The sequence below is a fragment of the Archangium violaceum genome (genome assembly GCF_016859125.1).
Lineage (GTDB): Bacteria > Myxococcota > Myxococcia > Myxococcales > Myxococcaceae > Archangium > Archangium violaceum_A.
This window is the reverse complement of record NZ_CP069338.1, coordinates 1,490,880-1,512,383: the sequence shown is the minus strand read 5'-3', so window position 1 is coordinate 1,512,383 and position 21,504 is coordinate 1,490,880. Positions and strand designations below refer to the sequence as shown.

At 69.4% G+C, this 21,504-nt stretch carries 15 protein-coding genes; 13 read left to right on the top strand and 2 right to left on the bottom strand.

Annotation, left to right across the window (positions count from 1 at the left end):
- Nucleotides 1-28 precede the first annotated feature (28 nt).
- The 4 genes from JQX13_RS06360 (at nucleotide 29) to JQX13_RS06345 (ending at nucleotide 6,266) form a co-directional block, all read left to right on the top strand.
- Nucleotides 29-406, top strand: coding sequence for a response regulator (locus JQX13_RS06360; RefSeq protein WP_203408168.1), 378 nt, complete (start codon nucleotides 29-31; stop codon nucleotides 404-406).
- A gap of 20 nt (nucleotides 407-426) precedes the next feature.
- Nucleotides 427-1,761 carry a sensor histidine kinase gene (locus JQX13_RS06355; RefSeq protein ID WP_203408167.1) on the top strand — a complete coding sequence of 445 codons (1,335 nt, stop codon included), beginning with the start codon at nucleotides 427-429 and terminating at the stop codon, nucleotides 1,759-1,761.
- Between the two features lie 171 nt (nucleotides 1,762-1,932).
- Nucleotides 1,933-4,785 (top strand): kelch repeat-containing protein, encoded by a 2,853-nt coding sequence (locus tag JQX13_RS06350; RefSeq protein WP_203408166.1) that lies wholly within the window; start codon nucleotides 1,933-1,935, stop codon nucleotides 4,783-4,785.
- A 227-nt stretch (nucleotides 4,786-5,012) separates the two neighbouring features.
- The gene (locus JQX13_RS06345; protein ID WP_203408165.1) at nucleotides 5,013-6,266 is read left to right on the top strand and encodes a hypothetical protein; all 1,254 of its coding nucleotides are present in this window, start codon (nucleotides 5,013-5,015) and stop codon (nucleotides 6,264-6,266) included.
- A gap of 1 nt (nucleotide 6,267) precedes the next feature.
- On the opposite strand, the gene JQX13_RS06340 is transcribed toward JQX13_RS06345, so the two are convergent.
- A complete protein-coding gene (locus JQX13_RS06340) occupies nucleotides 6,268-7,692 on the bottom strand; it encodes an MBOAT family O-acyltransferase (protein WP_203408164.1) in 1,425 nt (474 codons plus the stop codon).
- 1 nt (nucleotide 7,693) lies between these two features.
- Nucleotides 7,694-10,423 carry a GDSL-type esterase/lipase family protein gene (locus JQX13_RS06335; RefSeq protein ID WP_239015247.1) on the bottom strand — a complete coding sequence of 910 codons (2,730 nt, stop codon included), beginning with the start codon at nucleotides 10,421-10,423 and terminating at the stop codon, nucleotides 7,694-7,696.
- A gap of 145 nt (nucleotides 10,424-10,568) precedes the next feature.
- Here JQX13_RS06335 and JQX13_RS06330 point away from each other — a divergent pair, with 145 nt between their 5' ends.
- The 9 genes from JQX13_RS06330 (at nucleotide 10,569) to JQX13_RS06295 (ending at nucleotide 21,470) form a co-directional block, all read left to right on the top strand.
- Nucleotides 10,569-11,633, top strand: coding sequence for a mannose-1-phosphate guanylyltransferase (locus JQX13_RS06330; RefSeq protein ID WP_203408163.1), 1,065 nt, complete (start codon nucleotides 10,569-10,571; stop codon nucleotides 11,631-11,633).
- Between the two features lie 9 nt (nucleotides 11,634-11,642).
- Nucleotides 11,643-13,163: a pre-toxin TG domain-containing protein gene (locus JQX13_RS06325; RefSeq protein ID WP_203408162.1), complete on the top strand. Its 1,521-nt coding sequence runs from the start codon at nucleotides 11,643-11,645 to the stop codon at nucleotides 13,161-13,163.
- A gap of 9 nt (nucleotides 13,164-13,172) precedes the next feature.
- Nucleotides 13,173-13,967, top strand: a complete 795-nt coding sequence (locus JQX13_RS06320) for a hypothetical protein (RefSeq protein ID WP_203408161.1) — start codon at nucleotides 13,173-13,175, stop codon at nucleotides 13,965-13,967.
- 379 nt (nucleotides 13,968-14,346) lie between these two features.
- A complete protein-coding gene (locus tag JQX13_RS06315; RefSeq protein WP_239014580.1) occupies nucleotides 14,347-16,080 on the top strand; it encodes a serine/threonine-protein kinase in 1,734 nt (577 codons plus the stop codon).
- A 130-nt stretch (nucleotides 16,081-16,210) separates the two neighbouring features.
- Nucleotides 16,211-18,109, top strand: coding sequence for a CotH kinase family protein (locus JQX13_RS06310; RefSeq protein ID WP_203408159.1), 1,899 nt, complete (start codon nucleotides 16,211-16,213; stop codon nucleotides 18,107-18,109).
- 40 nt (nucleotides 18,110-18,149) lie between these two features.
- Complete coding sequence (locus JQX13_RS06305) at nucleotides 18,150-18,527, top strand: Uma2 family endonuclease (protein ID WP_430384157.1); 378 nt, start codon at nucleotides 18,150-18,152, stop codon at nucleotides 18,525-18,527.
- Complete coding sequence (locus tag JQX13_RS56165; RefSeq protein WP_430384156.1) at nucleotides 18,524-18,688, top strand: hypothetical protein; 165 nt, start codon at nucleotides 18,524-18,526, stop codon at nucleotides 18,686-18,688. The genes JQX13_RS06305 and JQX13_RS56165 overlap by 4 nt, the downstream gene beginning before the upstream one ends.
- A 41-nt stretch (nucleotides 18,689-18,729) precedes the next feature.
- Nucleotides 18,730-19,890, top strand: a complete 1,161-nt coding sequence (locus JQX13_RS06300) for an LOG family protein (RefSeq protein ID WP_203408158.1) — start codon at nucleotides 18,730-18,732, stop codon at nucleotides 19,888-19,890.
- Nucleotides 19,891-20,099: 209 nt separating this feature from the next.
- Nucleotides 20,100-21,470 carry a phosphomannomutase/phosphoglucomutase gene (locus JQX13_RS06295; protein WP_203408157.1) on the top strand — a complete coding sequence of 457 codons (1,371 nt, stop codon included), beginning with the start codon at nucleotides 20,100-20,102 and terminating at the stop codon, nucleotides 21,468-21,470.
- Nucleotides 21,471-21,504: the final 34 nt, after the last annotated feature.

Below are 21,504 nucleotides of genomic sequence, written 5' to 3'. Positions count from 1 at the left end.
CACGTGCCGGTGTGGCTCGGAGCCCCCCATGGCCAGGATTCTCATCGTCGACGATGAAGTGCATGTTGTCGGAGCCCTCCGCCGTCTGTTGCGGCGCGAAGGTTTCTCCATCGAGGTGGCGCTCAATGGCGAGGAGGCCCTCGAGAAGCTCGCCACCTTCCCGGCGGACGTCGTCATCTCCGACTTCCGCATGCGGGGGATGAATGGCCTGGAGCTGCTCGCGCGGGTGCTGAGCATCGCGCCCAAGGCGGTCCGGGTGCTCATCTCCGGGCACGCGGACCTGTCCGGCGGGTCTCAGTCGGGGATCATCTCCCACTTCATCAGCAAGCCCTGGGACGATGATCGCCTCGTCGCCGACGTCCGCGCCCTGCTGGACGGACGGGGCTCCGTCACCCCGGGGCCCTGAGCGGTCCGCGTTCGTCATCGATGCAAGCGGAAGCGAAGCAGGCCCAGGGGGCATGGGAGGAGATGGACCCGGAGCATGTCCATCGGGGCATCATGCCCGTCGCGTCCCTGGGCCCGCTGGCGCTCAACCTCGCGCTCGTCATCCGGTTCTGGGGCCAGTGGGACGTGGTGCTCGGCGTCGTGGCCATCCTCGTGGGCTCCGGCCTGCTCCATCTGCTGACCACCGAGTGGCTCGCCACGCGCCTCAGCCGCGCCACGGCCGAGTCGGTGCGGACGCTGAACAACGTGCTGGGCATCGCGTTGGGGGGCGTCCTCACCCACTGGTCGCCGCTGCTGTGGGCCGTCGTCCCGTACAACATGGTCTGGTTCTACGGGATGGACCGTTGGATCTACCCGCGCATGGCCTTCTACCTGGTGGCGGTGAACGCGGTGGCCCTGAGCACCGGGAGCGACGTGGAGCTGGCCCTGGCCTTCGATCTGTTCGGTGTCTCCATCTTCCTGGTGTCGCAGAAGCGGACCGAGCTGCTGCGGCTGGTGCTGGGCAACGCGCTGAGGCAGCGCACGGAGCTGGAGAAGGCCCACCAGGAGGTGCAGCAGATGCACCAGCGCGCCCTGGAGCGGGAGCGGCTCTCCAGCCTGGGCATGCTGGCGGCGGGTGTGGCGCATGAAATCAACAACCCGATGAGCTTCGTGACGAGCAACGTCAACTCGATGCTCCGGGACATGAGGGACGAGCCGCACCTGTCCGAGCTGATGAAGGAGTACCGGGACGACGTGCTCCCGGCCACGCTGGACGGCATCAAGCGGGTGAACTCCATCGTCGCGGACCTGCGCCGCTTCGCGCGAGGGGACCCCGAGGCCCATGTCGCGTTCGACTTCGACGCCGAGGTGCGGACGGCGCTGCGCATCGCGCAGGGGCAGCTCGGCCATGTGCGGGTGGAGACGGAGCTGGGCGAGGTGGGGACGGTGGTGGGCCGCCCGCGGCAGATCGTCCAGGTGCTGGTGAACCTGCTGGTGAACGCGGGACAGGCCACCGCGTCCGGAGGCCTGGTGCGCGTCACCACGCGCCGCGACAGTCAATGGATCCTCGTGGAGGTGCGCGACACCGGCACGGGCATGTCCGAGGAGACGAAGCGTCACCTCTTCGAGCCGTTCTTCACCACCAAACCCGAGGGGGAGGGCACGGGGCTCGGGCTCTCCGTGGTGCATGGCATCGTGCGCTCCCATGGCGGTCGCATCGAGGTGGAGAGCGAGCCGGGCCGGGGCACCTGTTTCACCCTCCGTCTGCCGCTCGTGCCGCCGTTGCTCGAGTACGAGCCGTCCTCGGACGGGGGGATGCGGCGGCGCCCGGGCTGAGGCGGCCCGGAGGGCTCTTCGCGCCGGGAAGGGCTCGGCTCTGACAGCTATGGCTGATATTTCGAGTCTCACTGCTTGTGTGAGAACTTGGAATTCCGGTATGGATCCTCCACCAGCGCACTGACGGCTGGTGTGGGTCGATCTTGACCTCCCCCGGAGGGGGACAGACATATGACTGACAAGCGGATGAACCGCGGAGCCGTCCGCGGTGGCACCCTGGCGCTGGCGTTGGCGCTCGCGGGCTGTGGGGAAGTGCACTCGGAGTCCGGTGAGACGTCCGTGCGGAGCACGGAGTCACTGGAGGGGCGCTGCGAGGTGAAGCCGCCCTTCACGCCCAGCTTCGAGCCGGAGCTGGAGTGGCAGTGGACGGGCAGCACGGTGATGCCCAACCACAAGCAGGTGATGATGACCCCGGCGGTGGTGGACGTGAGCGGGGATGGCGTGCCGGACGTCATCTTCAACGCGTTCGCGGGCAGCGCGTACACCACCGACGGCGTCATGCGGGCCATCAGCGGTGCCGACGGTCACGACCTGTGGACCGTGACGGACACGCGCTATCAGGTGCGCGGTGCGGCGAGCATCGCGGCCGGTGACATCGATGGCGACGGGAAGGTGGAGCTCTGCACCGTGCCGGAGAGCGGCGTGGGCGTCATCTGCTTCGAGCACGACGGCACGTTCAAGTTCCGGACGGCGGGGTCGAGCAACAGCTGGGGTGGCCCCTCACTGGCGGACCTGGACGGCGACGGCACGGTGGAGATCCTCAACGGCAACGCGGTCTACAGCAACACGGGCGTGCTGAAGTGGACGGGGAGCGATGGCACGGGGGGCGGGAGCCAGGGCCCTCTGTCCTTCGCCGCGGACATCGACCAGGACGGAAAGCTCGAGGTGGTCAACGACCGTGCCGTGTACCGGCATGACGGCAAGCTCAAGTGCGTCAACACCTCCATCGCGCACGGCCTCGCGGGCGTGGGCAACTTCGACGGCGATGCCTTCGGAGAGATCGCCATCGTGGGGTCCGGCAAGGTGTCCCTGCTGGATGACAACTGCACGCTGCTGTGGACCCGGTCCATCCCGGGCGGGGGGAACGGTGGCGCGCCGAACATCGCGGACTTCGACAACGATGGCCAGGCGGAGATTGGCGTGGCGGGGGCGAACGCCTACTCCGTCTTCGAGTCCAATGGCGCCGTGAAGTGGTCGAAGGCCACGCGCGACCACAGCTCCAACGTCACCGGCTCGTCGACCTTCGACTTCGAGGGCGATGGCAAGGCCGAGGTGGTCTACGCCGATGAGATCCGGTTGCGCATCTACGACGGTGCCACGGGGGCCGTGCGCTTCGAGGTGCCGCACAGCTCGGGCACCACCTACGAGAATCCGGTCATCGTGGACGTGGACGGCGACGACAACGCCGAGATCGTGATGATCGCCAACAACTATCACGGCTTCGACACGTTCACCGGCATCCGCGTGTTCCGTGACAAGAACGACGGGTGGGTGAACACGCGGCGCATCTGGAACCAGCACGCCTACTCCGTCACCAACGTCAACGACGACGGCACCATCCCCGCCCACCCGGCCACCAACTGGCTGACGCCGGGCCTCAACACCTTCCGCTCCAACAGCCAGGGCGTTGGCTCCACCAGCCCCTTCGCGGCGTCGGACCTGCAGGTGGTGTCGGCGCCTGCCTCCTCGTGCGACTCCGAGACGCTGACGCTGACGTTGACGGCGCGGGTGCGCAACGACGGTGAGGCCGCTGCCTCGGCGGGCCTGAAGGTGGCCTTCTACCAGGGCAACCCGGCCTCGGGCGGTACGCTGTTGGGCGTGGCCACCGTGCCCTCCGTCATCCCCGCGGGGGGTGAGGCCACCGCCGTCCTGGCGCTCGCGAGCGCTCCGGGCGGGACGGCCGAGGTGTGGGCCGTGGCCGATGACGATGGCACCGGCACCGGCCGCGAGACCGAGTGCCTCGAGGGCAACAACGCCGCCTCCTCCACCCTCAGCCTCGTCTGTGCGCCCGCGCCGACCGGCGGGTGGACGCTGACGGGCAGCATGGCCCTGCCGCGCATGCTGCACACCGCCAACCTGCTGGACGATGGCCGGGTGCTGGTGGCGGGTGGCTTCAACCTCACCTCGGAGCTCTACGACCCCACCACGGGCACCTGGAGCGCCACGGGCAACACCCTGGCCCCCCACCGCGGCCACACGGCCACGAAGCTGCTGGACGGCCGGGTGCTCATCGCGGGCGGAGGCCAGTGCCCCCTCACCTACGCCACCGCCGAGTTGTACGTCCCGGCCCTGGGCAAGTGGAGGCAGGCGGGCCAGCTCAACCAGCAGCGCTACCACCATGCCGCGGCCCTGCTGCCCAACGGCAAGGTGCTGGTGATGGGCGGCAACGACTCCGAGCACGGTGGCGGCGTGCTGGCCTCGGCCGAGCTGTATGACCCGGCCACCGGCACCTGGTCCTTCACGGGCTCCCTGGGCACGCCGCGCGGCCATCACACGGCCACGCCGCTGCCGGATGGCCGGGTGCTCGTCGCGGGCGGTATCGATGGCCATGGGAACCTGCTCGCGTCGGCCGAGCTGTATGACCCGGCCACCGGGACCTTCTCGCCCGTGGGCGCCATGGGCATCGGCCGCGGCTACCACACGGCCACGCCGCTGCCGGGCGGCCGGGTGCTCGTCGCGGGCGGCGCCGGTATCGAGCCGGGCCTCAGCGCCTCGGCCGAGCTGTATGACCCGGCCACCGGTACCTGGTCGGCCACCGGCGGCATGAAGACGCCGCGCGGTCGCCACACGGCCAACCTGCTGCCGGACGGCCGGGTGCTCGTCGCGGGCGGCTACCACGAGGCCACGGGCATTCTCACCTCATCCGAGCTGTATGACCCGGCCACCGGCACCTGGAGCGACACGTGGTTCATGAACGTGGACCGCTACGGGCACACGGCCACGCTGCTCGGCAACGGCACGGTGCTCGCGGTGGGCGGAACCAGCAACGACGACCCGTCCTCCGCCGAGTACTACACACCGTGACGGGGCCGTGAGCCGGAATTTCCGGCTTCCAGACGGTGCACCGGGACGAGCCGCGAGTGTTGCTCCCGGTGCACCCGCGGTGTGGGCCCATGGCGGGGAGCGGGCGGGGAGGGGTATGATTCCCCCGTCGCCCCCCGAGCGTTGCAGCACCGGTAGAAAGACGTGACTTGGATTGCCCCCCCGGGTCCAGGCAGTTTGGAGGGGAAATCGTCGAGAGGATTTCCGGCATGATCCTGGCCACCCCCCGCAGCGTGCCCCACTCCGTGGCCTCCACCTTGGATGAAGGCGGTCCTGAGTTCGAAGCACGCTGGGCCTGGGAGGTGATGGCTCGAGCCCTCTCCTGCTACATCAAGTTGTTGCGGACGCTGCGCTCGCCGCGCTGGAAGCGACAGCTGCGCGCGAACGCGGACCGGCTGCGGGAGGCGCGCGAGCTCGAGGGCCCCGTCCAGGAACTGCTGGCCCACGGTCACCACTGCCCCCTCGGGTTGCTGCGGCTCAAGCGCAACCGGTTGGAGGCGCTCGCGCGCAAGCGGCTCTCCCACTTCACCCGGCAGGAGGGCGCGTCGTTGGGCGAGGTGTTCGGCCGACTGGAGAACCTGATGAGCGAGCCGTTGCCCCAGCCACCCGGCCACGACGAGCCGGTGCTGCTCGAGGGCTCCCAGGGGTGGCGCAACTTCCTGTCCTGGCCCGGCTCGTGGGTGTTCGCGCTGTTCGTCATCACCAACCGCTACGGGCTGGAGCGGTATGGCAAGCCCGTCCCGTTGCTCATCGCGGGGGGCGCCCTCGCGCTCTACTTCCACCTGCGGTGCACGGGGCGTTTCTGGCTCACCGCGAAGCGGCTGGTGTGGAAGCCGCGCTTCGGCGAGCCGGTGCAGGTATCGCTGAAGTCCATTGGCCCCGATGGCATCTCCGCGCTGCCCGCCTGGGGCGAGGTGCGTGTCGAGGGCGAGCGGACCCTCACGGTGCGCCACGCGGGCCAGGCCGGCCTGCTGGCCGCGCTGCTGGACCTCCACCGCCGGTCACCCTTCCTTGGAGAGGTGGATGGCTCGCCGCGGGTGCGGGAGGTGTCCGTGCTCCCGGCCTCGCGCCTTCTGGAGGACGCCCGGTCCGGACAGCGCGCGGAGCCTGGTGTGGCGGTGCTCCGGCCCGGTTATGCCGCCTTCCTCCCGGAGGACGGCCAGGCCGAGATCTTCCGCGGCCTCGCCGGTCCGGATGCCCGGAGCCCGGAAGCGGACATGACCGTGGAGCTGCTGGTGGAGCAGATGCGGCTGCTGCCCGAGGCCGAGTTCGACGCGCACATGCGGCGGGCGGTGCTCTCCAGCGGTGGGGAGCTGTGGCTCGCGGACGAGGTGCGTTCGGGCCCGGTGCCCGGTGCCGGTCAGGTGTACCGGGTCGGGGCCCACGGCGTGGGCATGGAGCTGCGGCCGGATGCGGCCCAGGCCGAGGCCACGGACCGCATCGTGCGCCGCTGGGCGGCGTGACTCAGAACTGGAAGTAGACGTACGGGCGCGTCTCCACCGACGTCAGGTGGCGCACGCCCAGGCCCACCAGCACCAGCACCACCGCTCGCACGGGCACCGGCATCTTCACGAACAGGTCGCCCGCCTTGTGGAAGAGGCTCAGCGGGGTGACGTGGCTCACCGCCGCCACCGCCAGCACCGACCAGACGAGGGTGCTCACGTTGGCCAGGCCCATGCTGCCCTCGAAGAGCCGCGCGTACATCTCCCCGGCGCGCCCCAGGTTCGGCGCGCGGAAGACGATGCGCGTGAGCACCACCACGAGGAACGTGGCCGCCCAGCCGAACCCCGCGCGCACCCGGGCCACGGGGCCTTCCTTCGGCGGCTTGCCCGTCACCCACCACCACACGCGGATGACGCACTCCATCGCTCCGTGCGCCAGGCCCCAGATGGCGAAGCGCCAGTCCGCCCCGTGCCACAGGCCGCCCAACCCCATGGTGATCATCAGGTTGAGGAGCGCCCGGGGCTTGGAGACGCGGTTGCCGCCCAGCGGCCGGTAGAGGTAGTCGCGCAGCCAGTGGGACAGGCTGATGTGCCAGCGGCCCCAGAAGTCGAAGAGGTTCGTCGCCAGGTAGGGGCGGTTGAAGTTCTCCTCGAACTTGAAGCCGAAGAGCGCCGCCGTGCCGATGGCGATGTCCGAGTACGCCGAGAAGTCGAAGTAGAGCTCGAAGCTGTAGGCCACCGCCGCGATGAAGCACTCGGCGGAGGTGTAGGCGTCCGGCGAGGCGAAGACGGGGTCCACCAGGCCACTGCCCAGCACGTCCGCGATGATGAGCTTCTTCGCCAGTCCCACGGCGATGCGGTACAGGCCCTGGCCCCCCTCCTGAGCCGTCAGCGAGGGCGTGTCGTCGAAGCGCTCGATGAGGTGCGAGGCGCGCACGATGGGGCCCGCCACCAGGTGCGGGAAGAAGAGCAGGTAGAGCAGGTGCTCGAAGTACGTGTGCTCCTTCTGGATTTCCCCCCGGTAGCTGTCCACCACGTAGCTGATGGCCTGGAAGGTGAAGAAGGACAGGCCCACCGGCAGCAGCAGGCCGAAGCGCTCGGTGCGCACGTGGACGCCCAGCGGGCCGAGCAGCGCCACCGCCGTCTCGCGGAACAGGTCCGCGTACTTGAAGACGACCAGCACGCCGAGCGTGCTGACGATGGACACCGTCAACAGGGCCTTGCGCACACCTTGTGACTCCGAGCGCCGGAAGCCCTTGATGCACAGGTGGTTGATGCCCGTGGCCCCGATGAAGAGCAGCAGAGGCCACGGCGTCCACATCGAATAGAAGATGACGCTCGCCACCATCAACACGCCCAGCCGCGCCCACTTGTGGCGGTGCACCGACCAGTAGAGGGCGAAGGTGACGGTGAGGAAGAAGACGAACTGGAGGCTGTGGAAGTACACGTCAGCGTCCTTGGACTTCCGAGGCGAGCGCCGGCGGCTGGGCCTTGAAGGCTTCGTAGGCCGCGAGCAGATCGGTGAGGAACATGCCCGCGAGCTTCTCGTAGCCCTCGGGCGTCAGGTGGGTGCCGTCGGTGTGGCCCAGTCCATCCCGCTGCCAGCGCGGCATGGCGTGGTCCCCACCCATGGCCGCCCGAGCGGACCAGTACGCGCAGCCCTGCGCGCGTGCCACCTCGGGCAGCACCGTCAGCACCCTGGCGAGCGCGGGGGCCTCCGTCCACGTGCCGTCCGGGCCCTGCTGCATCCGATCGGTGGTGCCCATCAGGAGGCACTCGGCGCCGCCCGCGTCCTTCTTGAGGCGGGCGATGAGCTCACCGTACTCGGAGCGCAGCTTCTCCGCGTCCAGGTCCGCCTGGCCGCTCTCGTTGGTGCCGTACCAGAAGACGAGCAGCTGCGGCTTGCGCGAGGAGAGCTGCGCGGCGAGCGCCTGAGGATCCTCGCTGGCCAGGGTGGAGGCGGTGGAGCCCGGCAGGCCCGCCGCGTCGTAGGTGACGCCGCGCTGCTCCAGGTCCAACGCCGCGCCCAGCACGGTGAGGGTCCCGCCGCCCTTGTTGAGCACCTCCACCTCGTGGGCGGTGCCGGTGACGGGGAAGGAGCGGATGCGGACCGTGGGCGTGGTGAAGGGCTCGGGGGGAGGCGGCTCGGGAGGCATGGCGTTGCCGTCCACCTTCACCTCCATCTGCCCGGCACCGGGCCCATCCAGCCAATAGAGGGAGAGCCGCGCGGGAGGCGTGGGGGCGGCGTCGCAGCCCTCGCAGAAGCGGATGCGCAACGCGGCGCCGGGGGCACCCACCGCGCGGATGCCACTGAGGCCCCAGGCCTGCCCCGGCGTGGTGGCCTGCAGCGCGTCCTCGATGGTCCACTCGCCCGTCAGCTCGCGCGAGACGCCCGCGGGCTTCAGCCGATCCGACGCCTTGCCCGCGGCGATGAAGCCGCGCCCGGCGTCCCCGAAGCGCTTCGTCAGCGCGTTGCGCACCACGTCGGTGAAGTAGTGCGAGGCCGTGTGCGAGGCCCCGAGCTGGAGGATGCCCAGCCGGGCCTCCTCGCCCTTCTCCAGCGAGCTCATCCGCTTGAAGGTGGCGGTGAGGGTCTTCTCGGCGTTCTGGAGGCCGGTAGGGTCGTGGGCCACCAGGGGGGGAGGGCGGCTCGCGGCATAGGCGCGCTGGATGGCCAGGTCGAAGAGGTGGCCCAGCAGGTCCGAGCCCTTCGCGCGCGGGTGGATGAGGTCCTCGTTGAGCATGCCGGCCGACAGCCAGCGGATGGCGGAGCCCTCGCCGCCCATGGCGTTGAGCGCGTCCCAGTAGGCGCAGCCGCCTTCCTTCGCCACGTCGCGGAAGATGTCCGCCACCAGTCGCGAGCCCCGGCGCGGCACCAGCTCGCCACCCATGGTGCGTACGGCCGCGTCGATGGGCGACCAGACGAGGCACGCGGCGTCCGGCACGGACTCGCGCACCAGCTCCACGAGCGCCTGCGCCTCCTTCTTGATCTCCTCCGGCTTCGTCCAGTCGCGCGAGAGGCGGAAGGCCTCGTTGCCGCCGAACATGAGCACCACCAGCGACGGCTTGCGCTGGCGCATCTGCGCGCGGAAGAAGGGCTGGTGCGTGCGCAGGAAGACGCCCGCGTAGGCCCCCGGCAGGCCGATGGTGTCGTACACCACGCCGGGGTTGCCGTTCTCCAGCGAGACGCCGTGCAGCTCCACCTTGCCCCGTGTCTTCAGTGTCAGCGTCTTCGCGTCGGCCGGCAGCTTCACCGGCGCGTAGGCCACCTCCGCGGGCGTCCAGCGCGTCTGCACGCGCTGCAGTGGCTTGCCGTCCACGAGCACCTGCACGGAGCCGCCGCCCGGCTGGGCGAGGAAGAAGATCTCCGCCGTGCGCGCGTCCCCGATGGCGAAGCGCACGTCCTGGGGGCCCGCGTTGCCCGCGGCGAAGGCCACGCCCGTGAAGGGCAGCCGGTCCTTCGGCGGGGCGCGATCGATGATGCGGGTGAACACCCAGCCCGGGGAGGCCTGGCCGGCGCGCACGCCGCGGCCGGAGCGGGTGGGACGATCGATGTAGAGGAAGCCCTTGCCGCCCGAGCCGTGGCGATCCTGCAGCCGCACGCGCGCCACGTCGGTGATGTGGTCCGAGGCGATCAGCGAGTCGCCCAGGTGCTCCACGCGCACGGGCTGGGTTCGGCGGCCCTCGTGCAGGGCGCGCAGCGCGTCGAAGAAGGGGGCGAGCCCGCTCTCCTCGCACCCGGAGGCGCCCATGCGCCGGCAGCCGGGCTCGAGGTCCACGTGCTGGGCACCCATCTTCTCGCGCAGGGCCTCCATGCGCAGGGCCTTGGCGCGCTGGGTGGGGCCCAGGCCCGCCAGACCCAGGGGGTCGGACTCGGCGACCTCGGGCGCGGGCTCGGGAGTTCCGGCGTCGGAGCCCTCGGCCTCGGCCACCTCGGTTGCATCCTCCTCGGGCTCATCCTCCTCGGGGAGGATGGGCACCTCGGGCGCGTTCGTGTCGGTATCGGGCTCGACGCCCACGGCCTTGCGCTTGGAGGCGGCGCTGGAGGTGGTGACGAGCGCGACGAGCTGCGGCATCACCGGCCCCTTGGCGAGGCTGGGAATGGGCCGCCACGCCTCCGGCAGCTGTGGGACGAGGGACAACCCCACAGCGAGCGCCAGCGTGAGGGCGAGCGTCACCAAGACCGATGTGTGCTTTGACTCCAACGCACCGGCATGAGACTGGCTTTTCGCGGCGCGGTCAAAACTCCTGCCGGTGTTCGTTGGGCAACCGAGCAGGCGTGCCCCTGGCGGTCGGCAGGCGAGGCGCTATGGTGCGCGCCCCATGAACATCCATCCCGTCATCATGGCCGGTGGTTCCGGCACCCGTTTCTGGCCGCTGTCGCGCAAGGCGCGGCCCAAGCAGTTCCTCCCCCTGGCCTCGAAGAACCCGCTCATCACCGACACCGCCTCCCGCCTCAAGGGACTGGCCTCGGTGAAGGACACCCTCATCGTCTGCGGTCCCCTGCACGCGAAGCAGGCGGCGAAGCTGGTGAAGGGTCTGCCGAAGAAGAACCTCCTGGTGGAGCCGGTGGCGCGCAACACCGCGCCGGCCATCGCCCTGGCGGCGGTGCAGGTGGCCGCGAAGGACCCCGAGGGCATCCTGGTCGTCCTGCCCTCGGACCACCACGTGGCGGATGTGGCCGGCTTCAAGAAGACCATCGCCGAGGCCGCGCAGGTGGCCGCCAAGGGGCACCTCGTCACGCTGGGCATCAAACCGAACCGCCCGGAGACGGGCTACGGCTACATCCAGGTGGGCGGCGCGCTGGAGGGCGGGAGTCGTCAGGTGAAGGCCTTCCGCGAGAAGCCGGACGTGGAGACGGCCCGGCGCTACGTGGAGTCGGGCGAGTACCTGTGGAACGCGGGCATCTTCGTCTTCCGGGCGGACGCCATCCTGGAGGCCTTCGACAAGCATATGCCGGAGATGAAGAAGGGGCTGGACGCGCTGCGCAAGGCGGCCGGCAAGCGCACCTTCGCGGCGGTGCTCAAGAAGGTGTTCCCGAAGCTGCCCTCCATTTCCATCGACTACGGTGTGATGGAGAAGGCCACCAACATCGCGGTGCTGCCGGGTGACTTCGGCTGGTCGGACGTGGGCTCCTTCGCCGCCATCCCCGAGGTGCGTCCCGCGGACGAGCATGGCAACGTGGTCTCCGGTCCCGAGGCGGTGGTGGTGGACTGCAAGGGCTGCGTGGTGATCGCCGACAAGCGCCCGCTGTCCGTGGTGGGCCTCACCGACATGGTGGTGGTGGACTCGGGCGACGCGGTGCTGGTGGTGCCCAAGGACAAGAGCCAGGACGTGCGCAAGGTGGTGGAGGCCCTCAAGGCCCGCAAGCGCGAGAAGTTCCTGTAGGCCGTGGTCATGCGTGTGGGACGGGGCGCACCGGGGTGGATCATCGGCAGCGCCCTGCTGCTCCTGGTGATGGCCTGCGCGGGGCCGGAGTCCGGTAGGGCCTCGCGCACCCGGGCATGGGCCCTCTCCTCCGGTCCGGAGCGCGCGGATTGGAGGCGCTCGGAGCCTCCGTCATCACCGCGAACCACCTCCCGTGGCTCCATGAGTCCGGAGGAGGCCGCGCGCTGGTCGGCGGTGGAGGCGAAGCTGGAGGAGTACCTGCAGTGGGGCATGCGTCTGATGGAGACGCACGCCGCGCACCTGCGGCGCATCGCTCCCGGCCACCGCCTCACCGAGCACCCGCTGCGAGAGAAGTCCCTCGATGCGCTCGTGCGCGCCACGCTCGCCTGGGCCTACGCCCATACGGACGACCCGGACTTCCTGCGTCGGAGTCCCCCGGAGGTCGCGCTCTACCTGCTGGCCAGCCGCTCCGCCCTCGCCACCGCCATCGAGCTGGGCAAGAAGGCCCCGCCCCATCTCGACTACACGCCACCCCCCGAGGACACGTACTCCCCGGAGGAGCTGTTGCTGGAGCTGACCCTCGGCCTCACACCGCTCATCAGTGAGGTGACGGACCTGGAGGCGGCCGTCTCCGGTTACAGCTTCACCGGCCATCGGCTCAGCCATCCCGAGCGGTTCATCCATGTCCTTGGCGTGGTGTTGCCGTTCGCCAACGGCAAGCTGCTGAAGAAGGGCGGCGAGGCCGCGCTACAGCGGGTAGCGCTCGTCACTGGCAGGAGCCTGGACGAGGTGCGGGTGCTCTCCCGCGTTGCCTCCCACTTGAGCCCCGAGGATGTGAAGGAGATTGAACGCGTCCTCCAGCGAGCCGCGGACAGGGGCGGCTCGCTGACGGAGGCGGAGCTGGCCTTCCTCGAGCGGGTGGCTGGGACGCTGGAACAGCCCCTGCGCCTGGCCGCCAATGCCCTGAATCCCGGGCAGGCGCTGCCCGTGCTGGGGATGCGCACGCTCCCTGACGGCACGCGTCTGGTGCCTGGAAGTGCCGAGCACATGGCCCAGCGCTGGGTGGACTACCAGTTCCGCCATCCTCACAAGTACCGGAGTTTCTCCTCCGCGGTGGACCCGGAGTGGGAGCGGCGCTACCGCTCCATCCTCGCCAACAAAAAGGCGGGAAATGTCTTCGAGGACGGCATGCTCGAGGCAGGTGGTTTCGAGAAGAACACCGCGTTGATGATGCCTCCGCCGGGCAGTCATGCGCAGGGCTTCATCCCGGACTCGGTGCGTGGCAACCCGAGTGAGCTGGTGTGGGGCCAGCCCTACCGTTTCGTGGAAGCGAAGGCACGCCAGGAACTGGCCTACACAGGCAACCTCAAGGCCATGATCGAGTACGTGCGGAACCATGGAGGCCATATCGAGCTGTGGATTCGTTCCGCGAAGCACCCCGAGGGGAAGACATACATGACCCAGCCGCTACGCAATGCATTGATGGGCCTGGAGCGTGACGGTATGGCTCACGTGCGGTATTCACCCTGAGAATCGCCCATGGCTCGCCTGCGCTATCTCACGACCGATATCGAGCTTCCGCCAGGCCGCCCTTCGAGCACGGTGGTCCAGGAGATTCTCCGGCTCGTTCTCGTCAAGCATCGCTGGTTCGTGCCGGAGAGATACGGAGGCACGCCCTCCTTCGACGAACAGCTCGATCCCGACCGCATCGACCATGGTGCGCTCCTCGCGACATACGAGGAGCATCGGTCCCTCTGCATCGCGGCCCGGACAGACAGCGATTTCATCAGCATCTCTCCCGCTCGCATTGATTCTCCGCCCTATCGGTATAACGGACGCATTGTCTGGTATTCCTCCGCGAGGCGGGCGTCCAATCCCACCTGGCGTGCGGCTCATGCCGAGCAGGTGGCTGAAGTCATGCGCCTCGTGAGCTCTCCTCTGGCCGTGGCCGCTCTGGACGAGGACGCCGAGCGCAAGACCCGACGGCTGGTTCCCAGCGACGATGGCATCGGCTCGATCGAGACCTTCACCGTGCGGAACTACAGCGAGGGTCTCCCCGGCCTCTTCTGGCGCAACTTCTTCGGCCCTCCGTTCGTGCGCATGTTCGGCGAGCGTCTCGCCTCGCTGCCCGAGGATTGTCGTAGGCCGCTCGGAGAGGGACTCGTGCTCGTCCAGCCCTACGAAGCGCCCACCGAGGCGGGCACCCCGAGGGGCGATGAGCGGGAGCGTGCGCTCATCGAGCACCTCGGGCCCGAGTGCTTCTACGACCACGCGCACCAGACTCCGCCCACCCGCCGTCCGGTTCTCGACTCCCTCTCCGCCGTCTTCCACTGAGCTCCGGGTGTGTTGCCGGGGCTACGGTTCCTCCAGCCAGTTCAGGCCTGACACGACGCGTTCCCGCCCGGTCCCGACGCCCGTGGCGGGGTGAGGAAGAACAGTATTCCTCCCTTTTTTTCAGGGAGGCGTCTGCAGGAATTACAGGCCAACCCCATCTTTCCACGAGCCGCCCACGGCACTTCTGCCCCTTGCCCCGTTGGATCCTCGACGAAGCAAGGGTGCATGGAGGTTGCAAAGCTTCACTGGTGCGCCGCCTTGCAGGCAGGCGCGCTGGGGGGCGGCGATGGGTTGCAACCACTGCTTCACCGAACATCCAACGAACGTTCCATGCACCCGGTCCGAAGGTGCTCCATGTGACAGCGAGGCGCTGTCCGGCATGGGCTACGGGCCGCTCGTCCTCGTGCGCAAACTGGGCGCCGGGGCGCTCGGGACGGTGTACCTCGCCGAGCACTCGTCGAGCGGCGCGCACTTCGCCGTGAAGGTGCTCCACCCGCACATGGCCGACAATCCGGCCGTGCTCGACCGCTTCTACTCGGAGGCCCGCTCCGCCCAGCACCTCGTCCACCCGAGCGTGGCCCGGGTGCTCGACATGCGCCAGGCGCCCAGCGGCCACCATTGTCTCCTCATGGAGTACGTCAATGGCACCGCCCTGTCGGGCCTGCCGCTGCCGCTGCCTCCCGCGGAGGCCGTGTTCCTGCTGTCTCAGGTGCTGGAGGGACTCGAGGCCGCGCACGCCTGGGGCGTCATCCATCGCGACATCAAGCCGGAGAACCTCGTCCTCACCACGGACCGGGACGGCGAGCGGCGCGTGAAGCTCCTCGACTTCGGCATGGCGGCCACGCTGGCCGCGGGGTTCTCCGAGGAGGAGCTCGCCGCCGGCATGGTGGTGGGCAGTCCGGCCTACCTCGCGCCCGAGCTGTGGGTGCGCGCCGAGCCGGATGGGCGCACGGACCTGTACGCGCTCGCGGTGCTGGGCTACCGGCTCCTCACGGGGCGGCTGCCCTTCGGCGGAGGCGGGCGCATGGGCGAGATGCTCCTCGTGCACAAGCCCACCCGGCCGCTGCCGCCCCACGTCATCGAGGAGCGCGTGCCGCGGGCGCTCTCCGCGGTGCTGATGCAGGCCATGTCCCTGCGTCCCGATGACCGCTTCGCCAGCGCCCGGGCCTTCCGCGCCGCGCTGCACGAGGCCATGCGGCGGCCCGCCTTCGGCTGCATCGCGCCCCCGGCCTTCCGCGTGAGGCTCGAGGAGCCTCAAGGCCTGGGGCTGCGACCGGTGCTCGTGAACGACCTGAGCGAGGAGGGCATGCGCATCGCCGCGGACGGGCAGCTGCCACGGCTCGGCACCCGCATGCGGGCGGAGCTCACCCACAATGGATGGGCGCTCGAGTGCTCGTGCGACGTGGTGCGCCTGCTGCCCGCGGAGGAGGCTCGCACCTGGGGCGGTCGCCAGGGTTACATCCTCCGCTTCTCCGAGTCCTCCGAGGACGTGCGCCGCATGGTTGCCCAGGCGCTGGCGCCGCCTCCCACGGAGCCGACGCCGGATCCGGAGCTTGCCCGGCTCCTGTCGCGCGCCGCCGCGTGCAGCCAGGATCCATACACCCTGTTGGCCATCCACCCGCATGCGGACTTCGCGGAGGTGATGCGGCGCGTGGTCCAGGCCGAGCGTCGGCTGGAGCCCTTCTGGCATCGGCCCCTTCCCACCGAGCAGCGCCAGGCGCTCGAGGCGCTCCGGGGGAAGCTGGAGGTCGCCAGACGGACGCTTGGTGAGCCGCTGGCCCGCGCGCGCTTCGATGCCTCCCGGGGCAACTTCCAGGGGGTGGCCCGCTGCATTGCCGCCGGGGTGCCGGTGACGGCGGTGGAGCGGCTGCGTCAGGTCTTCCTCACCACCCGGCCGAACGCGGAGGCCCGCGCGCGTGCCCTCTTCGACGAGGGCATCGTCCTGGAGGCCCAGAACGTGCTCGACGCCGCGTTGGCGCGCTACACCGAGGCGCTCCGCGTGGATCCGCTCAACCTCCTGCTGCACCGCTACTACTACCTGCTGACCGAGCGGATGCGCACGGAAACGACCCGCCCGGCCGAGGCTTCGACCTTCCCCTCCGCGCCACATTGAGTGCTTCCCCGGGGCCTCGTTCCACCCGTCCTGGGAAGCCGGGTTCTCCACATGCTCCCGCGGGTTGCCTCTCATCATCCCGGGAACATCTCTCCGACCCTGGCGCATCACTTGCTCCAGGGTGGGATGCATGAGAACCGCACTTCTCACCGGACTTCTCGTCGTGCTGGGGGCCTGTGGCGGCCGGAGCGAACCGCCCGACGCACACAGGGACCCCACGAACATCGTCGACGTCGGGACGCCCCCGGATGACTCGGGGGTATCCCCGGACGCGGGGTCTCCGGACGCCGGAGCACCGGATGCCGGCACGCCCCCGGATGCCGGCACGCCCCCGGATGCGGGGACCTCTCCGGATGCCGGGACGCCTCCGGACGCCGGGACGTCTCCGGGCGCGCGGCCCTCGCCCGCGAAGCCGGAGTGGCCGCGGCTGCAGACGTCCATTCCCACGTACGAGTTGACGCTGACGCAGCAGGACTATCAGGCCCTCTACGATCACCTCCAGGATCCTCCCTCGAAGAAGTTCCAGGTGATGGGCCGGTTCACCCACGCGGGCCGCACGTACGAGACGGAGCTGAAATTCCGCGGACGCTCCACGAAGACGGACGCGCGCATCGTGAAGAAGTCGTGGGACGTGCGCTTCGACAAGGAGGACCGCTTCGAGGGGAAGAAGAACATCGAGCTGCTCGCGGCGTGGAAGGACGCGGGCTACCTCACCGAGAAGCTCTGGTACGACCTGGCCGCGAGCATGGGCCTGCGCGTGCCGCGAGCCCGCTACGTCCACGTGAAGCTCCACCTCGTGCAGGCCGATGGCTCCGTCATCACGAAGTACGAGGGCGTCTTCACCGAGCTGGAGTCCGTCAACAAGGACTTCCTGGAGGCCCATGGCTTCGACGAGGAAGGGGACCTCTACCGCTGCGGCATGCACGACTGCGAGCTGCGCGAGCCGCCCCAGGAGCCGTACATGGAGCCCTGGGACAAGAAGACGAACGAGAAGCAGCCGTGGGACGGGCTGTGGAGCTTCCTCGAGGGCGTCAACCGCACGCCACCGCACCGCTTCGCCTCCTTCCTCGAGAAACGGCTGGAGCTGGAGGACTACCTCACCTGGCTGGCCATGGAGACGTTCATCAACAATGACCTCCAGGGGGACTCGCGCAGCTACCTGGTCCACGACCCTGGCACGGGGAAGTGGACGTACGTGCCGTGGGACCTGAACAACGCACTGTCCCTCTACAACCGCACCAACGCCGTCATCCAGGGCGTGAAGCCGGACCATCCGCTCTTCAGCTTCACCGCCTACGATCCGCACGTGTACGAGCTCGCCGAGTTCCGCGCCACCTTCCCGGGCATGGAGGACATGAAGCCCCTCTGGAGCACGCTCTCCACGCGGCTCTACGATGATCCGGGATTGCGCGCCCGGTACGTGGCCCGGCTGCGCCTGTTGCTCGACACGTGGTTCACCGAGGAGAACATCGGTGCGCGAGTCGATGCCATGCACGCGCTGCTGGCTCCGTACATCCTGCCCGGCGCGGACGGCAGGACGGTGGACCCGTACGTCAGCCCCGCGCACGCCGAGCTCAGCGCCGAGTTCCTCCATCGCTTCGTGCGCGAGCGCCGAGCGTGGTTGCTCCAACACCTGCATGACATCGAGTCGCCCGGGAGCGGGGCGCTCGTCATCGACCGGGTGGGCCGTGAGGCCTCCGGCGCCTTCTGGGTGCAGCTCTACAACCGGGGCTCCACGCCCGTGTCCCTGGGAGGCCTCCACCTGTCGGGCTTCACTCGGGTGCCCAAGCAGTGGACGCTGCCCGATCTGACAGTGCAGCCCGGGGAGGTCGTTACCTTCAGCCAGGGCGTCACCGGTCCGTGGTCGCTGGGCGCGACGTTCGACCCGCGGCGCCCCGAGGTGTCCCTCTTCGCGGCGGACGGGAAGACGGCGATGGACTTGCTGTGGCTGGCACCGCTGAAGCCGGGTGAGGCCTACGGGCGTCAGCCTCGCGGCGCCGAGTCCTTTGGCACCCAACCCGGGCCGTGAGCGGGTTGCGACGACAGGGGCGGGACTGCATCCTGGAGGCATGAGCGACAAGCCGTCACGGCGCGAAGCCACGTACGAAGACCTGGAGCGCGTCCCGCCCCACTTCGTCGGGGAGCTCGTCGGAGGCGAGCTGTACGTGAGCCCGCGTCCCAGGACGGTGCACGCCCGGGCCGCCTTCCGGTTGGGCAGGGCACTGGGTCCGTTCGATCGGAACCCGGTAGGGGAGGGCCCTGGAGGTTGGGTGCTCCTCTTCGAGCCCGAGCTACACCTGGGCGGCGAAGCGCTGGTTCCAGACCTCGCCGGGTGGCGGCGTGAGCGCATGCCCGAGCTGCCCGATGTCACCGCACTGACGCTCGCCCCTGACTGGGTCTGCGAGGTGTTGTCGCCCTCCACGGAGGCGCTGGATCGCGTGGGGTGAGGCACCTGTGGCTCGTGGACCCGGGTCCGCGGATGCTGGAGGTGTACCGATTGGAGGACGGGCGCTGGTCTCGGCTGGGGGCGCACCTGGGGAACGTCACCGTCCACGCCGAGCCCTTCGAATCACTCGCCCTGGAGTTGGCTCCCCTGTGGGAGCGCTGACTTGATACCTTCGGCGGCCCATCGCGCTTCCGGAGGTCCGTTTGGTCGAGATTGAGACTCTCGCGGCATTCGAGCAGCACCTGGCGAGCGGCAGGAGCCTCGCCAACGTCATCCTCCAGGGCCTGGACCTGACGGCGCAGACGCGCGTGCTGCTGGGCGCCGACCTCTCCGGCACCATCTTCCTGGGCTGCCAGCTCGAGAAGGATGCGCTGTTGGCCGTGCTCGCGCACGGAGCCATGGTCTTCCCGCCCTTCTCGGGGCTGCCCTACTCGCCCTACCGGGGGAGCCTCTACTCGCCGGAGGAGCTCTACGCCGGCTTCGACTCCGCGCGCCCCGAGAGCTACGCGGACACGCCCGACGCCCGCATCTACGCCCACTGGAACTCGCGGGGCGGCGCCAATCCGCCCTCCCTGTTGGAGACGCTGGCGCAGCGGCTCCACGACCATGCCGTCACCGACGCCATGGAGGATGTGCTCGCCCAGCACAGCCAGGGCCGGCCGCGGCGGGTGGTGGCCATCATGGGGGGCCACTCCATGCTCCGGGGGCAGCCCGACTACCGCGCGGTGGCGGAGCTGGCCCGCGAGCTGGCGCGCCTCGGCTTCTTCCTGGTGAGCGGTGGCGGACCGGGCGCCATGGAGGCCACGCACCTGGGCGCCTGGTTCGCGGGCCGGAGCGAGGCGGAGCTGTCCGAGGCCCTCGCGCTCCTCGCCCGGGCGCCGAGCTACAAGGACAAGGAGTGGCTCTCTCGTGCCTTCGAGGTTCGCGCGGCCTGGCCCCTGCGTGACGAGGACCGCCCCTTCTGCGAGAGCCTGGGCATCCCCACCTGGCACTACGGCCACGAGCCGCCCAACCCCTTCGCCACCCATATCGCCAAGTACTTCGCCAACAGCGTCCGCGAGGACGGCCTGCTCACCATCGCGAAGGGCGGCGTCATCTACTCCCCGGGCAGCGCCGGCACCATCCAGGAGGTCTTCCAGGACGCCTGCCAGAACCACTACAACACCGTGGGCGTGGTCAGCCCCATGATCTTCCTGGGCCAGGAGTTCTGGACGCGGACGCGGCCCGTCTACCCGTTGCTCGAGCACCTCGCCCGGGGCCAGGACTACGCGCGCTACCTGCTGCTCACCGACTCCCGGGAGGCCATCGTCCAGGCACTCGTGGATTTCGACCGCGAGCAGGAATCCCGAAATCTCACGCGCTAGGATTTCCTTGGGATTTCACAGGGTTCACACCCACTTACACCCTTTCGGGCAGCCGGGCAGGGGGACACCCCTTCGTTCGGGCTCCAAGGGCTCGGGAGGGCCAGCGTTCGGCCAGACTCCACTTGGATACCCCCCGGGTCCGCGCTTGTGTACAGTGCGCGGCCCTCGACCCAGCCCCCCTTCTTTCGAGGGCTTCAGGAAATAGCCTCATGAACGCGCATATCTTCCGCGAGTACGACATCCGTGGCCTGGTGGACAAGGACCTCACCGTCGAGGTGGTGGAGCTACTGGGCAAGGGGCTTGGCACCATGGTGCGGCGCAAGGGTGGACGCTCCATCGTGGTGGGCCGTGATTGCCGCGAGTCCTCCACGCGCTTCCGCGACGCCCTCTGCCGTGGCCTGACCTCCACCGGACTGAACGTGCTCGACGTGGGCGTGGTGCCCACGCCGCTGACCTACTTCGCCGCCAACACCCTGCCGGTGGATGGCCTGGCGATGATCACCGGCAGCCACAACCCGCCCGAGTACAACGGCTTCAAGATTGGCGCCGGCAAGACGACCTTCCACGGCCCTGAAATCCAGGCGCTGCGCAAGCTCATCGAGGCGCGCGACTTCGAGCAGTCCCCGCTGCCGGGCACGGTGACGCCCTACGACATCCACACGCCGTACTACCACTTCGTCCGTCAGACGGTGAAGGTGGGCCGCAAGGGGATGAAGATCGTCATCGACGCGGGCAACGGCACCGGCGGCGCGGTGGCGGTGCCGCTCTTCCAGAGCATGGGCTTCGAGGTCGTCCCGCTCTTCTGCGACATGGACGCCACCTTCCCCAACCACCACCCGGATCCGACGGTGGTGGAGAACATGCAGGACCTCATCGCGGCGGTGAAGCGCGAGAAGGCCGAGGTGGGCATCGCCTATGACGGCGACAGCGACCGCATCGGCGTGGTGGACGACCAGGGCAACATCCTCTGGGGCGATCAGATCATGATCCTCTTCAGCCGCTACGTGCTGAAGGAGAGCCCGGGCGCGGCCATCGTGGGCGAGGTGAAGTGCTCCTACACGCTCTACGACGACATCGCCAAGCAGGGCGGCAAGCCGGTGATGTGGAAGGCGGGCCACTCGCTCATCAAGGCGAAGATGAAGGAGGAGCACGCGGAGCTGGCCGGCGAGATGAGCGGCCACATCTTCTTCAAGAACCGCTACTTCGGCTTCGACGACGCCATCTATTCCTCGGCGCGCCTGCTGGAGATCCTCACCCACGAGAAGGCGAAGCTGTCGGAGCTGCTCGCGGACGTGCCCAAGACGTTCGCCTCGCCCGAGCTGCGCGTGGACACGGTGGAGGAGAAGAAGTTCGAGATCGTCAAGCGCGCCACCGAGTGGCTGCGTCAGGCGGGCCACGCGCTGGTGGACGTGGACGGAGTGCGGGTGACCTTCCCGGACGGGTGGGGCCTCATCCGGGCCTCCAACACCCAGCCCATCCTGGTGCTGCGCTTCGAGGCCCGTACCCCCGAGCGGCTGGAGGAGATCCGCCAGCTCATCGAGGGAACGGTGGAGAAGATGCAGCGCGAGGTCGGGGCCTGAGGTAGAGAGGGGGGCCTCGCAGGGGGCCCCCGCT